The 16,237-nt window shown below is 44.4% G+C and carries 14 protein-coding genes and 2 pseudogenes; 5 read left to right on the plus strand and 11 right to left on the minus strand.

Going from position 1 to position 16,237, the window contains the following annotated elements; genetic code table 11:
• Positions 1-56: 56 nt before the first annotated feature.
• A complete protein-coding gene (locus tag NSMM_RS13705; protein WP_090288300.1) occupies positions 57-2,834 on the plus strand; it encodes a DUF3570 domain-containing protein in 2,778 nt (925 codons plus the stop codon).
• Positions 2,835-2,872: 38 nt separating this feature from the next.
• Here the strand turns inward: NSMM_RS13705 and NSMM_RS13710 are convergent, their stop codons facing one another.
• The 10 genes from NSMM_RS13710 to NSMM_RS13755 all read right to left on the minus strand — a co-directional run bounded on the left by NSMM_RS13710 (position 2,873) and on the right by NSMM_RS13755 (position 13,049).
• Positions 2,873-4,228 carry a putative O-glycosylation ligase, exosortase A system-associated gene (locus NSMM_RS13710; protein WP_090288302.1) on the minus strand — a complete coding sequence of 452 codons (1,356 nt, stop codon included), beginning with the start codon at positions 4,226-4,228 and terminating at the stop codon, positions 2,873-2,875.
• A gap of 50 nt (positions 4,229-4,278) precedes the next feature.
• Positions 4,279-6,042 carry an asparagine synthase-related protein gene (locus NSMM_RS13715; protein ID WP_090288304.1) on the minus strand — a complete coding sequence of 588 codons (1,764 nt, stop codon included), beginning with the start codon at positions 6,040-6,042 and terminating at the stop codon, positions 4,279-4,281.
• Positions 6,043-6,247: 205 nt separating this feature from the next.
• A complete protein-coding gene (locus NSMM_RS13720) occupies positions 6,248-7,690 on the minus strand; it encodes a lipopolysaccharide biosynthesis protein (protein WP_090288306.1) in 1,443 nt (480 codons plus the stop codon).
• Positions 7,691-7,767: 77 nt separating this feature from the next.
• Complete coding sequence (sixA, locus tag NSMM_RS13725; protein ID WP_090288308.1) at positions 7,768-8,220, minus strand: phosphohistidine phosphatase SixA; 453 nt, start codon at positions 8,218-8,220, stop codon at positions 7,768-7,770.
• 107 nt (positions 8,221-8,327) lie between these two features.
• Positions 8,328-8,519 carry a DNA gyrase inhibitor YacG gene (locus tag NSMM_RS13730; RefSeq protein WP_090288310.1) on the minus strand — a complete coding sequence of 64 codons (192 nt, stop codon included), beginning with the start codon at positions 8,517-8,519 and terminating at the stop codon, positions 8,328-8,330.
• A 14-nt stretch (positions 8,520-8,533) separates the two neighbouring features.
• The gene (zapD, locus tag NSMM_RS13735; protein WP_090288312.1) at positions 8,534-9,289 is read right to left on the minus strand and encodes a cell division protein ZapD; all 756 of its coding nucleotides are present in this window, start codon (positions 9,287-9,289) and stop codon (positions 8,534-8,536) included.
• Between the two features lie 71 nt (positions 9,290-9,360).
• Positions 9,361-9,987 carry a dephospho-CoA kinase gene (gene coaE, locus NSMM_RS13740; RefSeq protein WP_090288314.1) on the minus strand — a complete coding sequence of 209 codons (627 nt, stop codon included), beginning with the start codon at positions 9,985-9,987 and terminating at the stop codon, positions 9,361-9,363.
• Positions 9,988-9,999: 12 nt separating this feature from the next.
• Positions 10,000-10,863: a prepilin peptidase gene (locus NSMM_RS13745; RefSeq protein WP_090288316.1), complete on the minus strand. Its 864-nt coding sequence runs from the start codon at positions 10,861-10,863 to the stop codon at positions 10,000-10,002.
• A gap of 8 nt (positions 10,864-10,871) precedes the next feature.
• Positions 10,872-12,089, minus strand: coding sequence for a type II secretion system F family protein (locus NSMM_RS13750; protein WP_090288318.1), 1,218 nt, complete (start codon positions 12,087-12,089; stop codon positions 10,872-10,874).
• 69 nt (positions 12,090-12,158) lie between these two features.
• Positions 12,159-13,049 (minus strand): SDR family oxidoreductase, encoded by an 891-nt coding sequence (locus tag NSMM_RS13755; protein WP_090288321.1) that lies wholly within the window; start codon positions 13,047-13,049, stop codon positions 12,159-12,161.
• Positions 13,050-13,068: 19 nt separating this feature from the next.
• On the opposite strand from NSMM_RS13755, the gene NSMM_RS13760 reads away from it, so the two are divergent.
• The 3 genes from NSMM_RS13760 to NSMM_RS13765 all read left to right on the plus strand — a co-directional run bounded on the left by NSMM_RS13760 (position 13,069) and on the right by NSMM_RS13765 (position 14,744).
• Positions 13,069-14,112, plus strand: coding sequence for a CDP-6-deoxy-delta-3,4-glucoseen reductase (locus NSMM_RS13760; protein WP_090288323.1), 1,044 nt, complete (start codon positions 13,069-13,071; stop codon positions 14,110-14,112).
• An 82-nt stretch (positions 14,113-14,194) separates the two neighbouring features.
• Complete coding sequence (locus tag NSMM_RS16245; RefSeq protein ID WP_218121144.1) at positions 14,195-14,350, plus strand: hypothetical protein; 156 nt, start codon at positions 14,195-14,197, stop codon at positions 14,348-14,350.
• A 127-nt stretch (positions 14,351-14,477) separates the two neighbouring features.
• A complete protein-coding gene (locus NSMM_RS13765; RefSeq protein ID WP_245654819.1) occupies positions 14,478-14,744 on the plus strand; it encodes a PepSY domain-containing protein in 267 nt (88 codons plus the stop codon).
• A gap of 205 nt (positions 14,745-14,949) precedes the next feature.
• Here NSMM_RS13765 and NSMM_RS13770 read toward each other — a convergent pair.
• Positions 14,950-15,069 (minus strand): annotated as a pseudogene (locus NSMM_RS13770) (transposase); the annotation flags it as partial.
• Between the two features lie 398 nt (positions 15,070-15,467).
• Here NSMM_RS13770 and NSMM_RS13775 point away from each other — a divergent pair.
• A pseudogene (locus NSMM_RS13775) lies at positions 15,468-16,237 on the plus strand (hypothetical protein); the annotation flags it as partial.

Here is a 16,237-nt window from a genome sequence, read left to right on the forward strand (position 1 = left end):
TATTAATCATTTCTGTCTTTTTTACCTAGCCTGTTTCTCTTTTTGTCAATCTTTTTATGTCGCCGCGTCTGATCCCGCCTGCTTGCTCCATTACGCCAAATTCCATTACTCAAAGCTCGATTAACACGGGAGAGGGTCCACCACCTGGCCATACAACGCTGCACACGTTGACATCGGCGGCGCTGTTGCTCCCCAGTTTGCTGTTGTCGTCCACGCCAACTCATGCCCAGTATGCGCGGTCAAGCAGCGACAGCGTCAGTTTTCAATACAGCCGCTTCGAAGAAGGTAAACGCAACCTAGTCAATGCTCCCAACAATCTTGACCCGATCCGAGTGGATGTGCTGCACGGCAGTGGCAGCTTCACCCTGACGGATCGCCTTAAATTTTCCTTTGGCTACACGCAGGATACCTGGTCGGGCGCAACGCCTGTTACGACTGCGCCACTAGTGACGAACGGCAACCGGCTGATATTGGAAAATGCGCCCGGTGGTGGTGTTACCACGGTCGGTGCCTCGCCTTTTATCAATACGTCAATTTTACTGGATCGGAACCTTAACCCGCTCAGGTCGGATACCGCTACCGGTCAGCAGGTAATCGACAACCGATCCGTAGAAATACTTTCCACTGCTTCGCCTGAAACGCGCAATCAGGCGGATTTCAGTCTGGGTTATGAGTGGAATGAGGCAATTGTTAACATTGGCGGGGGATTTTCGCTGGAACCCGACTTCAAATCGAGTTACGGTAATCTTAACGGACAGCTTGATTTCAACCAGAAGCTGACTACATTGAAATGGGGAGTGGGATTCACGCACAGCGACATCGCGGCGATTCTTGATCATGATATTCTGCCTTATTTGACGCGCAGTGTATTTGATAGCCAAATCGAGCGTCGCGGTGGTTCGGAAATTCTGCATGGCACTAAAAAAGACTGGACGTTTAATCTGGGTTTGACACAGGTATTGAATAAAGGCGCGCTGGTGGATGCCAATTTCGGGTTTACTCATAGTCGCGGGTTCATGGAAAATCCGTACAAAGCAATGACGGTCATTTTCATCGATCCCGAGACTGTCAGCCCTGATCCCAATGCACCGCTTTCCGGTGTTGTGCGTGCCTTGTCCGAGCAACGCCCTGATTTTCGTAATCAAGTTGCGTTCAACAGCAAATATGTTCAGCATATCAGCCCGTTCAATGCTGCACTGCATCTGAACTATAAATTTTCCTACGATGACTGGGGCGTGCTGGCCAATTCGTTTGAGGCGGACTGGGTGCAGCCGCTGGGTAAGGGCTGGACGCTTACGCCGCGCATTCGTTACTATTCACAAAGCGCTGCCGATTTTTACCAACCGTTCCTGTTCTCCGATCAGGCATTCAGTAGAATCAGTGTCGATCCGGCAGGTCGCCAGATATGGGTAGACACTAATAATCCCAATACCGAATTTTTTCGAGATCGAAATGCCAATTTCTTTGATGCACAAGGTAATACGGTTGATCAGGCTCTGCTGAACATTCAGCCTAAATTCACCTCGTTCGATCAGGAAAAATTACCCGGAAACTTTTCAAGCGATCATCGTCTGTCAAGCTACGGCACGCTCAGCGGCGGGATAACGATCAATAAAAAATTCGCGCGTGGCTTTGAGTTGGAGGGAGGTTTTGAGTACTATACCCGCGCCAGCGTATTGAAACTGGGCGGGCGCGGCAACAGCAGTTTTGCGGATTTTGATTTTTATGTGTGGAATGCTGCGCTTAAAATCTACCCCGACAAACTTAACTTTTCCAGTAGTACCGGTCAGCAGCATGATACGAGCCACAATCAGTCATTTCAGCATGACGGCCATAGTTTCCATGGTGGCCATACCGCTGCGCCAGCAGGCGTGATGTATGCACACATGCTGGATAAACCCGGTGACATCATGGTGGGCTATCGGTTTATGTATTCTCGTCAGGCAGGCGATATGTTGCATGGCGATCGTTCAGCGAGTGATGCGGAAATCGTGAACCAGAGCTGCAGCGCTGCCATTCCGTGTCGGTTCACACCAACGGACATGAATATGAAAATGCATATGCTGGATATCATGTATGCGCCCACTAGCTGGCTCAATCTGATGGTGATGCCACAGTTTATGGACATGGATATGAATATTCGCGAGCTGGATGGGCGTCCTCCGCGGATATCGGGCGTGCATGAACATACCGGTATTCAAGGCCATGCCACTGGCGGCGTTGGCGACACCATTATATCTTCACTTTTCAAGTTATATGAAGCACCCAACCACCACCTGCACATGGGATTGGGTTTGAGCGCGCCGACTGGTCGCGTGAATCTCGATTTTCGTCGTGTTTTCCAGATAGATGGTGGACGAGTGCATTTTGATATGCAGCTGGGTAGCGGTACCTGGGATTTTCTGCCTAATCTGACCTATAAAGGTGATTACAAGCGTTGGTCATGGGGGGCGCAATTGAGTGGAATCAAACGTATGGAGCGCAGCAATACATCTGGCTATCGGCTTGGCGATCGTTTCCAGGCAACTACCTGGGGAGGGTACCACCTGGCTAACTGGTTATCCGCCTCGGTAAGAGGTATTTATACGGCACAAGGCGCGATCAAGGGCGACTTCAACTCTTTTAATAGACGTGTCGGGCCGATGGACTTTTCGGGCAACAGCGGCGGACAGTTCTGGGATATCGGTCTGGGCGTGAACGTTATTGTGCCGCGTGGAAAATTCGCGGGTAACAGTTTCGGTTTTGAGTGGTTGCAACCACTTCACGATGATGTAAATGGCTTCCAGCTTGAACGCAAAGGTGCATTGAGCGCAACCTGGAGTTACCATTTTTGAAGATTTATTGAACAGTTTACACTATTTTTTTCAAGCAGCTAGTTATTATTTGTAGTTTTTATATCATCAAATACGCGCCCGCCAGATGAAGGAGGTGTTAGATGTGAATGTTTTGGAACTATTACAGATTGAGGATTAGTTGCGAGAGATTGTTCTACTATTCGCAAAGTTAAAACAAGTATTGCTAGAAAATGATAAGGGAGATCAAAATAGGATAAACCAAGAAAAGCCCCGCCCACAGCATAACCAATATATCCCACTTGAATCATGGAAGCCAAATCATAAGCCCATTTGTGCTTTTCACTATCTCTGGTCAGTTTCATTATTTTGCTAGCAGTTCTCCATGCAATCCATCCGAGCATCAAGAATACAAAGAGGCCAACATAGCCCTGTTCTCCCAGCATCTCGAAATAAACACTGTGGACATCTGGATAGTGAATTCTGCCGCTACGATCTATTAGACCCGGAGCATAGTACTCATAGTTGTCTTCATGAAAGCTTCTAAATCCACCACCGATTAATGGCCGCGCATTAGCCATTTTGATTGCAAGTATCCATGCATTGATACGCCCCATTGCGGATGCATCTTCCTCGTAGTTATTAATTGTACTCATACGGTCATGCCAGCTTTGAGGCATGAACATAAAAACAAATGGAATCATCAACAAGATTACAAGTAGTGGAACTAGTTTTTTTCGACTTTTCAACCAGAGGAAAACACCAATTGCCGCTATCGCCAGAAATGCTCCTCGTGATTGTGTGCCTAATATTGCTATTGCTACCAGCGGTATAGATAGCAACAATCCGGAGCGAATCCATTTCTTATGCGTATGAAGATAGAGGTACCAGATTAACGGCAGAACCATGACCAATGCTAAGCCAATTTCTGTGTTTCCGGAGATAAAACTGTCTTCTGGGCCCAATACGTGACTACTTCCTCCGCCCATCAAGGTAAAAATGCCGCCTTTAAAGCCATAAAACCCTATTGAAATAGCGATTACCCATACCAGGCCATTAATTTTATTTCTATCATGCATTACCCATAGTGTAATAAAGATAAAAAACTGTATCTTGATTACCTTTATAAACTCCATCCAGGATTCATCTGGCTGTAAAGAAAATAAAGTTGTGATAACAAACCAGATATTCAGGATAATTAACCAGCCGACGGCTGGGTGCCAAAAAAACTCCAGTTTTTTCCTGGAGATTACCAATGATATGAGGGTAACCAGCGCAATCAGTAATGCAAAAGGAAAATTATAGGCAAATCCCCATCCCAGCCGGTGAGGGTTCATATAGCCAATCCACGACCAAAGCAGCACGCCAATGTATGGATTGTTGAGCACAAAAACCAATCCTGTAAAAACGATAGCTGTAACGATGATGTCTCTCATTAAATTACTAGTATCAGATAATGTAATGTTGTCGCAAGTAGTGCGTTAGCTTAGTTGGTTTTTGACCAGTAACGATATAGTGTAGAAGGTAGCTGCAAAAGATAAGGGCGGGTCATTTTACTAAAAGAGTTTAGCAGTCCAAAAAAATATACATAACTTTTGTTAAGATACTGCTTGGAGAAGCTAGGATTCCTCAGAAGAATTTTGGCGTTGTTCCAAATAATGGCTTTTCTTTCTTTTGTTTCCGCAACCGTAGGTACGTCGCTCCATTGGGTAACTGTATTTTGGGGTTGCGGCAAGGGGCAGGGAATATGATTTGGATATGCTTGCCATGGAATTTCCAGAACACCTAACTGTAATGGGAAATTTTTTAACCACTCCAAGTAAAAATGATGATAGAGGAAAGTATCAATGGGATGGCCTGCGATACTAGCAATAAACTCTGCGTCAAAAAACGGCATCTCGAATTCAATACGCGCTAAATCCATATTTTCGAAATGGTTGAACATATGTCGCCGCTGATCATTTAACAAAAAGAATAAATAAAAAATACGTCCAGCATCTCTAGGTTTAAACGAGTTTATTTCTTCCTCCAGACCTTTGCCAAATAAGTAAACTGAAAGTTTGGCGATGTCTGGTTTAAGTAATTTTGGAGTTATACCCAGGCCGTTATAGTTCATGAAAAGCCCAGTTGCCTTTTTTAGATCTGCCTCACGACAAGTTTGAACAATACTGGCATTAAGATAAACATGCCCTAGCCCGACACTACCACCATCACCTGTCCATACAACACTGGGGCGCTTCGGGTTTTGCGCAAGAAACTTCGGTGATTTCAACCATTCCTGAACTGCCGTTTTACCATATGGGTCTCCTTCAATGAGCGGATGAAATTCAATATGGGAAAAATTTGTGAGTGACATTCTCCGAGCCATCATTTCGCTAAATACATAATCCTGGCTACCAGGTAATCTAAAATTTGCAGCAAAAACTTCTGCTCCACACACTTTAAGTGCAGCAACTTCAGCGCGGGAGTCAAGCCCACCACTCAAGAATGCAGCTACAGTTTTTTGTTCGCGTAATCTGATTTTGGTTGAATCAAGAAAAACCTGATAAAGATGTTTCGAGAATTTCTCATCAGATACATCTTCTGTCAGATAGGAATTTGGTAAATTATCCCAGCGCCAGTAACGCTCACGGCTGCATAAATGTGACTCACAAATTGTTAGCTCCCCCGCCTGTAAAGTAATAATGTTTTCATAAGGTGAACGATCAGCGAGGGGGTACCCAAAGCATGCTATTTCTGCGATACCTTGTAAATCCAGTGATCTTTTGCAGAAGGATACAGCTTCCAGTATTCGTAGAGCAGTTGAAAAAACAACATAATCAGGCGAAATCCAGCAATAAATGGGTCTGACACCGAGTTTATCAACCATCAAGTAGAGTTTGTGCTGGGCATGTTCGTAGGCAACGGCACAATAGGTTCCACGGCATGCGCGGAGGGCATCTTGCTGGCCATTTATCAGGTTGGTCGTTATTTTCTGCAAACTTGCCAACCGTGATCCGGGTAATTCCGATTCAAATTGCAGCAAAGGATCTCCTGCCACAAAAGCAGTCATATTTCCCTGCTTAAAGTGTCCTGGTTCCCTAAGTGCACCTATATCGATCTTGGCAAGATAAACTTTATCATCAATGAATTCTATTCTGGATTTCTCATCATCCGGGTGGCGAGATAAGGCCGAGCGAAGTTCATTAATAAAAGTAATAGGGATGGATCCATCATTCCGACGAGCATAGATACCTGCAAAAATAGTCATTGGGAGTCCTGGGAATCAAATATAACGATCTCTAATCGGCAAATTATTCAATAAATTGAAATAATAGAAAAGGGTTTTTTAGCTGCTACACGCATTGGCATCTACATGCTTGGCATACACCGTCGTTAAAGAAGTAACTGCGAGCTTAAGAACCACAATAACGATTAAGTAGATTTATTATTATTTATACTTTAACCAAATACATTTACTGATGTTTTTTAAAAAACAGATTAATGGCTTCATGATAATAGTGTCGGTTAAATATCGAAGTTGAAGTTCCATAAAATAGTATTCCTGTGGCGATCAGAATTGAAAGTTTGATAATTTTATTGCTATCATCACCAATGAACCATCCCATACCTCTTACCGCTAAATACATGAGTAAGGTAATAATAACTATTGGAATTATGGCAAAAAATAAATCCCTTAACTGTAAGTTAATTATATGTAACGAACGCTGATAATTAATAAAAAGGATAATTGGGTAAACTGTAACCCACATGATGGTAACGCCAATGATTCCCCAGTGAACGCTAAATAAAAAAGTAATAGGCATAACAGCTGAGGCTAAAAGAACATTTTTGAGACCAATATCGGGTCTCCCAAGTGCATCGGTAGCAGAGGGAAGAAAATATGCAATCATGCGAAATGGCATCATTAGTGCCAGTAGTTGCAGTGGTAGTACTGCTGCCTCCCATTTTGACCCGAGTATGACCAGTATTAACTCGTCGGCAATACTCGATATTCCCCATAAAACCGGAAATGCTACCAGGCTTAAAACGCGTATCGCTTTCAGGACAAAACCGCGAAACTGCTCGCGATCATTCTGTATTTTTGAGAATACTGGAAAAGCTACCTGATTGACAATCGCGGAAACTCGCTGAACGGGTAGGGAGGCAAGCTGCATCGAGACGGAATAGAAACCAAGCATTTCCTTACCCAGTAGTTTCCCAACAATGATTACATCAATTTGAGTGAAAAAAAACCAAAGCAGGCGAGATGCGGTGATATTGCCGCCAAAGGTAAGCAGACTGCGCATACCAGTCAGTGAAAATCTGGGTCGTAAATAAAAGGGCGAAACGATATTCAATGTAACGACACCGAAAAGACTGCTAAGAAGATTGCCAAAAATTAACGCCCATACACCAAATTGTGAGAGCGCCAATATCAGAGTCAGAAAACTCCCGAAGATGGTAGCTGCGAGATGGATCAGTGAGAGATACTTGAATTTTAGTTCACGATACATATGCATGGATGGCAAGGTACCGAATATGGACAGTAGAAACTGTAATGACAAGATACGTAAAATCAAGACAAGACGTTCTTCGTTAAAGAACGCAGCGATAAGGGGAGCAAGCAGATTGAGTAATGCCAGTAAACCTAGATTGATTGCAATGACGATTGCAAAAACGCTGCATAATGAGCCTTCATCCAGATTCTGTTTCTGTATCAATGCCGGTGTAAGTCCAGCCTCGGACAACATCAGCATGAAAGCGGTAAAGACCGTTGCCATAGCCAGGAGGCCATAGTCTTCCGGTGTCAATATTCGTATCACGATCAGCGTGATAGCCCACGTGATGATCTGCGCGCCGAACTTTCCGGCTGCCGTCCATTTCAGGCCGCTGATTGCTTGTTCACGTATTGACATTGATTTATAATTTTGAAGCCAAAGATGAAATTTTTCGGGATACGTGAAGGCATCTGCTGCGTTGCCTTGTGTAGGCTTTAGGCTATATCAGGTGTCATCACCGCACGCAGGATAGCATTACCCCGTTCATTTCTTTCTTTGTAGTTAAACCACCAAATCGAGCCTTTTCTGATGGTGAAACCGACATCGTTACCGATATAAAGCAGGGAAGCAATCTGTCCCAATGTAGGCTGATGACCGATGATAAGGGTAGTATCGCTTTCATAGGGCCAATTGACGGCGGTAAGTATCGATTCTGGTGTGGCGCCTGGACCAATTTGAGGAAGAGTCTCGAATTTGGTGGTTAATGCCGCTGCAGTTTGCTGAGTTCGTTTAGTTGGACTGACGACAATACGAGTATTTTCTGGAATTCTTGACTTGAGCCATTGCGCCATTTTTTGTGCCTGCTTTAAGCCTTTATCCGTGAGCTTGCGCGACTCATCAGGGAATCCATCTTCTGCTTCAGCATGGCGCCATAAAACTAAATCCAAGGGTTTTTCTCCTATTCGAACAAGAACATTATTTTTAGGTTACGTTATTTAACATAATATCAATTATAAGAACCCCAGTATTGTCTTGTGATAACAGGTAATCAAGATTATTCTTGGGGTTCTTCTTCAATTTTTGAATTCGAGGGGATGCGATAGCCTTCTGATGCCCATTGTCCCAAATCAAGCATTTTGCAGCGCTCTGAGCAAAATGGACGGAAACGGTTTGACACAGTCCATTCAACATATTCGCCGCATTGTGGACAGTTAATAATTGGAGTGCTTTTTGACGATATTTTCATCAGATCAGCCTTGTTTACAAACGACAGAATGTAAGCTCGAAGGAAAAATCTTCCTCGTAAACGCTTGTTTTATGCGTTGCTTCAAGAGGAAGAAAGCGGATATTAAGAGCATACTTGTTTGCACTTATTTCTGGCACACAGGGCAAATTATCGTCAATATGTAATCGCAGCAGATGTGCCTGATGCTCCGAACCCGCTTGCTGGAATAAGCCCTGAGTAGCAACATGATTAAATGTTTTGCCACTGTTTCTAAGCATATTTAGCACAATGTCAATACCGTTACGAATAGGCATGAACGGTTCAATCCATTTCTCAAGATCTGTTTGACGCACTTCTGATCTTGTCTGCAGCCAATAATGATAGCCAGGTAAATCAAATTCGCATGCGCCTCCGGGGATGCCCATACGCTGCTTGATATTCATCAACCATTCATTATCACGCAGATGACTGCCAATTCTGCCGGGGATGTCCAGTAAACCACGAAACGCAGACTTGATATCCAGCAACAAACGCTCCAGCACAGCTTCCGATACCTGTGGATTCTGACGCAGGCTTTCCAGAATTGCACGTTGCTTGTCCAGTTCTTGCAGCAAATCGGATTTAAGATCAGAACGGCTAGTTATATCGAGTATTTCAAACAGCAGTGTCAAAGCAGTATGGTGATCAAATGCAGTTTCTCTTACGGCAAAAAAATCTATTTTGTTAAATAAATCTTCCAGCCGTAACAACATGCGAATTTTTTCGTTGAGGGGTAGTTCGTAACAGATCATCACGATCGTAAAGTGGCGTTGAATTCAGATAGCATAGCAGAAAAGCTATGGTACAAGCACCTGTAATATGCCTAATCTGTAGCGCAAGTTGCAAGTGCAGTGTATTTACTATGTAAAAGTTTTACCTGTTTAGCCAGATAGTGTAAATCCGAATCATTCTGAATAACATCATCTGCAATATCGAGTCTTTCTTTTCGCCTGAGCTGTGTCGCCATGATTGCCTGCACTTCTCCTTTGCTGACTTTGCTGCGCGCCATGGTACGGGAAATTTGGAGCTCCTCTGAGCAATCAATAACCAGGACACGGTTTATTGTTCCCCGGTAATCATGGGTTTCGAGTAACAAAGGCACGACCAGAATGCCATAATCTGATCGGATAGTTGGTATGCGGTGTAATGTTTCCTGATAGATCAGTGGATGCAGGATAGATTCAAGCTGTTGCTTCGCTTGTGTGTTCGCAAATACTAATTTTCGTAAGGCAGCCCTATCCAGGATATCGTTCTGCAGGAAAAAACTCTCACCAAATGTCTGACGTATCGGTTCAATCGCCACACCTCCTGGCTGAGTCAGGGTGTGAGCGATCTGGTCAGTATCGATCACATCAACCCCTTGCCCCTGGAATAATTCAGCTGCTCTGCTTTTGCCGCTACCGATTCCTCCAGTCAGACCAACGATTAATGATGCTTGATGTTTTCTCACTGACGAAAACCGTTAGAACATTGCCAAATAAAGCTGGTTGATCTGTTTTCCCCAGAATAAGGCTAAAAGTCCACCGCCCGCCAGATAGGGGCCAAAAGGAATTGCGACATTCTGGGTATGCTTTTTACTTAAAATTAACATTACGCCCACTGTTGCACCTACAACAGAGGCGAACAGAATCACCATCGGTAATAACTGCCAGCCCAGCCAGGCGCCAATTGCAGCCAGCAGCTTGAAATCCCCGTAGCCCATTCCTTCCTTGCCAGTTAGTAATTTAAATACCCAGTACACTGACCATAGCATCAGATAGCCAGCAGTAGCGCCAATTACTGCTGAATAAATATCTGTCAGTCCACCGTGAAGATTGTATAGCAGACCTGACCATAGTAATGGCTGTGTGATGCTGTCAGGCAGGAGTTGGGTATCGATATCGATGAAGGTTAATGCAATCATTGCCCATAAAAAAATGAGCGCGGCCAATACCGTCACCCCAAATCCGAAATGCCAGGCCACAAAACCGCTGAGAATAGCGGTCAGCATCTCAACCAGTGGATATCGCAATGGAATGGATGATTGACATTCCGAACATCGCCCCTGCAAGAACAGATAGCTAACAACCGGAATGTTCTCAAGTGCAGAAATTTTATGCTGACATTGTGGACAAGTTGAGCGTGGTGTTGCCAGATTAAAGACTGGCTCAGTTACTATTTCTTCCGCACGTAATTCGGCGCATTGTTGACGCCATTCGCGCTCCAACATTTTCGGTAACCGGTAAATGACCACATTCAGGAAGCTTCCCAGCATTAGACCAATGATGGAAACCAACGTAACAAAATAGACAGGCGACTCTTGCAGAGAATTTATCAGGTTAGACATGGCATTATTTATACAACTTGCCCCATTTTGAAGATAGGAAGATACATGGCAACTACCATTCCGCCAATCAACGTTCCCAGAACAACCATGATAATGGGCTCCATCAGGCTGGATAGTGCTTCCACGGCATCATCCACTTCTGCTTCAAAAAAATCAGCAACCTTGCTCAGCATGGCATCAAGTGAACCCGATTCCTCACCAATAGCCACCATTTGTAATACCATGCTGGGGAAAACGTTAGTAAGTGTCATCGATTCTACCAGACTGTTACCAGTACTGACTTCCCCCTGAATCTGCTTGGTGGCTTCATAATAAACTTGATTACCCGCAGCGCCTGCAACCGAATCGAGCGCCTCAACCAGTGGCACGCCGGCAGCAAACATGGTTGAAAGTGTGCGTGACCAGCGAGCAATGGTTGCCTTGCGAATAACCTCGCCAAAAATGGGTATTCTTAATGCCAGTCGATCCATAACACGCTGCATTGGCCGGGATCGTTTCCAAGCGTAGAAAAAAGCGTACAGCCCCCCGCTCACCCCGCCAAATATGGCCCACCAGTACTCCACGAAAAAATCGGAAACTGCCATTACTGCCAAAGTCGGCGCAGGTAAATCGGCGCCAAACCCTTCAAATAACTCCTTGAACGCCGGAATGACAAATATCATGATTACTGCTGTAATCACAAAAGCAACCACAATAATGGAAATGGGATAAAACAAGGCTGATTTGATTTTTCCCTTAATAGCTTGAATTTTTTCCTTATAAGTGGCGAGCCGATCAAGCAGGCTATCCAGGATACCCGCTGCCTCACCAGCCCCAACCAGGTTGCAGAATAACGAATCAAAATAAAGCGGGTATTTGCGGAAAGCATCCGCCAGATTGCTTCCGGTTTCGACATCGGTTTTGATATCCATCAGTAACTTTCCAACGGCACGATTGCTATGTCCTTTGCCAACAATATCAAATGCCTGTAATAGAGGCACACCCGCTTTCATCATGGTTGCCAATTGGCGTGTAAACAGAGTGATATCCTTGTCGTTAATGTTACCGCTTGCGCGCGCCTTGGCAACCTTGGTCACCATAATGCCCTGTCGTCGCAGGGTTGATTTCACCACAATTGCTTCGGCTGCACGCATCTCGCCTTTGACTGCCTTGCCGTTTTTATCTTTGCCTTCCCATAAGAAGCTGAATTCCTTAATTTTGGCCTGTTTTGCTGCTATTGTCGCCATGCTGATTCCTTTTATTTGATTACTCGGATTCGTAGCAATATTTACGGCATTTGCCAGACAATAATTGAGCTAAACTGTAATGGCCGCCAGACAATCTGCGACCGTTGGATAACGCAGCCTTACCCGCAGTTCCTGCTTCATACGCACATTTTTCAGGCGGCGGGATTCCTGCATAAATGACAGCATTCCCGGTGAAAGTATTGTTTGTGCCTGCTCTCGGGTAATCTTCCGTGGGCGAGGTAACCTGAAGTGATCTGCAACCAGGTCGAAATAATCTCCCATTTTCAAATGAGAGTCATCACAAGCATGATATACCCTTCCAGGTTTGCCATAATGCACTGCTGCAACAATGATTCGCGCAAGATCATCAGCGTGAATATGATTGGTGTAACTGTCCTCGTGTGCCAGCAATGCTGGTAATCCCTGTTGCAGGCGCGTAGTTGGCAGGCGATTTTCAGCGTAGATACCAGGTACTCTCAATATCGAAATTCGAACACCGTGACGATTTCCCCAGTTTCTAATTTGCCGCTCTGCGTCCAATCTGCGCCAGGCACGATCATTACGAGGGTTGACAGTACGACTCTCATCTACCCAGCCACCACCACAGTCGCCATAAACAGCGCTCGTGCTGATATAGACAAACTGTTGTGGTAGTATCGCTGTTTTTGTTTTTGACTGGCGATAAAGTGCTGTCAGTAAATGTTTGGTGCGCGTATCGTTGCGGCCCTGTCCTGGTGGCGGAGCGAGGTGAACAATTGTATGTGCTACCCCGGATAATCTACCGAGGCTGGCTGGATAATCCAGATCCCCTGCTACTGGACTGATGCCATGCGCACGTAATTTATCAAAGTTTTCGACATTGCGGCACAAGCCAATCAGGTGATACCGCGTCTTGAGCAAAACAGACAATCTCATGGCAATATCACCACATCCTACAATCAACAGCTTATTTTTTACCATTTTTAGTAATCGGTTTTAAATGAAACCTTATCAAATTCTACTGAGACCCAGCGGTCATATTTTTTCTGCTGAACCAACAGAAACAATTCTCGAGGCAGCATTACGGCAAGGATTGTCGTTACCCTATGGATGCCGGAATGGCGCTTGTGGAACCTGCAAAGGAAAAATTATACAAGGTCACGTAGATTATGGCTGCTATGACGAAGCGATGTTGACTGAATTGGAAAAACAGCAAGGAATGGCACTATTTTGCCGTGCCATGCCGCAGTCTGATCTGGAAATAGAAAGTCGTGAAATAGTAACCATCAAAGATATCAAAATCCGTACCCTGCCATGCCGGGTTCAGAAACTAGATCATGTCGCGCCTGATGTGATGATCATTTATCTGAAATTACCGACGAATGAACGTTTGCAATTTTTACCTGGGCAATATATTGATATCTTGATGAAAGATGGTCAACGGCGAAGCTTTTCCTTGGCAAATGCACCTCAGAATGATAATTTTTTACAACTGCATGCGCGGAATTACAATGGTGGTGTATTTTCTCAATACGTATTTTCGCAAATGAGAGAAAAAGATATATTACGTATTGAAGGTCCGTTTGGTACTTTTCGTCTACAAGAAGCGCCCGAGAAGAACACAACAATTATTTTTCTGGCAGGCGGCACGGGCTTTGCACCCGTCAAAAGTATGCTTGAACATATTCTTCAAAATGAAAGCAGCCTGTTCAGGCAATGCGATATATTGTTCTATTGGGGAGCACGCGCTCGCGCGGATCTTTATCTGGATAAGTTGCCCAGAAAATGGGCGATGGAAAATAAAAGTTTTAATTATGTGCCCGTATTATCAGAACCAGCTCCAACCGACACATGGTCAGGACGAACGGGTCTGGTTCATCAAGCAGTTATGGAAGACCTGACCGATCTTTCAAACTGCCAAGTCTATGCGTGCGGTGCACCTGCGATGATCAGCGCAGCCTATGATGATTTCACCCAGGCACACGGCCTGAAGGTAGAAAACTTCTTTTCCGATGCGTTCACACCTTCTACTGCTACTAAATAACTCCTCAGACAAATATAAAGGTTCTGTTTAATGTAATAATTCTGGTTTATATCCGTTAAGTTGCCGACACTTGGAAGAGATGATGAGGGAGCGTGTTGTGTCTGTAGATTATTCTACGGTGCGCCATTGGACGATCCGGTTTCTATCATCATTGGAAAATATTTTTAGAAGAAAGTACAAACGCTCGGTTGGTAGAAGCTGGCGTCTGGGCAAGACCCATATCAAGGTCAAAGGATGAGCAAGAGTGGCGCTAATAAAGCAGCTATCAGCTATTGATCAGATTATCAATCAGCTTTCTTTCGTTAATGCGATAGAACCATAATTTGGTGATACCATACACATAGATAAACCAAAAGGAGATAGTAATGATGAAAAAGATTACCGGAGCTGCCATCCTTACTACAGCCGTGCTTCTTTCATTCAATAACGCTTTTGCCGGTGACGAAGGATTGCCTGCAGATCAAGTAATCTCTGCTATTCGGGCAGCCGTTGCTGCAAATCCCGGAAATATCCACGAGGTTGAAGTTGAACAGAAACAAGGGAAATTGATTGTCGAGGTGAAGATCATTGATGCCAATGGTAAAAAGGCCAAAGTGAAAATCGACTCGGAAAAAAATACAGTTATACAATAGATATACTTTATTGGCTCTGTCGCATTAGGCTATTTTTCTATTTTTATTCAATTTATACAGACGGACGGTGGAGACCGAACTGCTGTTCCTGCAATGCAGCATGCACAGCTTGTGCATCCTCGGTGCCGAACGGGGTGAGCCGGTCCGACACTATCCGAATGTATCGATGATTTCGCCTAGTTCGGCAGAACCCTTTACCCGACTGATGCTCCAAGTATTGTTTGATCATATCTTCTGTCATCTGGCCCACTATCGCGCAAAAATCTCCTCGCGCCCAGAAATGCCTTCTCCAATACTTCTTCTGGTAAGGAAATTCTTCAAACAAATCTCTCCTTTCAAAATCTTAAACCGATAACTCGTTTAGCCTCTACTTTGGTATGGATTTTATCCATTCGCCAGGACGTTGCAACAGCGCGTTTAATATTCTTAGAAGGGAGATTAGTAATTGATAACCCATCGGTTGAAGCACGGGATGGTCAACTTTAATACCGCTTTCTTCCATAATGGCTTCAATGTCGCAGGAAGAAACACCGTATCTGACGAGAAAAGAACAGCGTAGAGAATGGCGTCTTTTGGAAAGTGAGCGCCTTTAAAATTGATTATCTGATTTTTCAGTTACTCAAACTGGCACAAGTTGCTACAGAACCAATAAATGTAGGCTCAATTAATGATGTAGGCTCACTATTTAATGCGAATTGAGCTACATTTACAGGTCTATTACTAATGAGAGAATTAGCACGTATATTACTTGTCTTCTTTATTATTCCAACAATCTCAGGTTGTTTGTCGCCTATTGTGTTAAACCGGGCAGTCGAAGTTTATGACGATGCTGCTATCCGTGCAGAATCTAAGCAACTTTTGATTAATATTGTTCGCGCCCGGCATCATGAGCCGCTACATTTCACAAGGGTTTCAAATATTGCAGCCACTTTCAGTTTTAGTGCGAATGCAGGGGCAACTCCTGCGCTGACAGGAGATAGTGGTAGTCTGTTGGCACCAATATTTGGAGGGGGCGTTTCAGAAAATCCTACTTTCAGCATTGATCCAATTTCAGGAGAAGAATTTACGAAACGACTCCTGACCCCATTCAGTCAACATAAACTGACTTTGTTGCTTCGTCAGCACTTTGATGTTGACCTTATGTTGCGGATGATGGCGCAGGAACTGCGCTTGTATCACACGGAACAAAAAACTGCTATTCGCAATAATCCAGGATCTGGGGAGCGAGGTCACCAGCGGCGCTTGCGCCATGGCTCAAAACAGAGAACTGTTTCTCCAAATATCTTGGATACAAAAAACCAGGATATCTATTATCAACTTCCCGGCATTCAATTGACCCAAGAGCAGAAGCATCGCCAACGCAACCGGCAGCGCGCACATTTGCAACAAATCACCTATCATAATAGCCCATCAGATCAAGATGGTTACGAGATGTTTCGTCGTGTCGCGCTCCATCTCTCAGCCATTCAAGATCAGAAAAAACTGTATGCTGA

Origin of the sequence: Nitrosomonas mobilis (genome assembly GCF_900103035.1) — a bacterium.
In the GTDB taxonomy this organism is placed as follows: Bacteria; Pseudomonadota; Gammaproteobacteria; order Burkholderiales; family Nitrosomonadaceae; genus Nitrosomonas; species Nitrosomonas mobilis.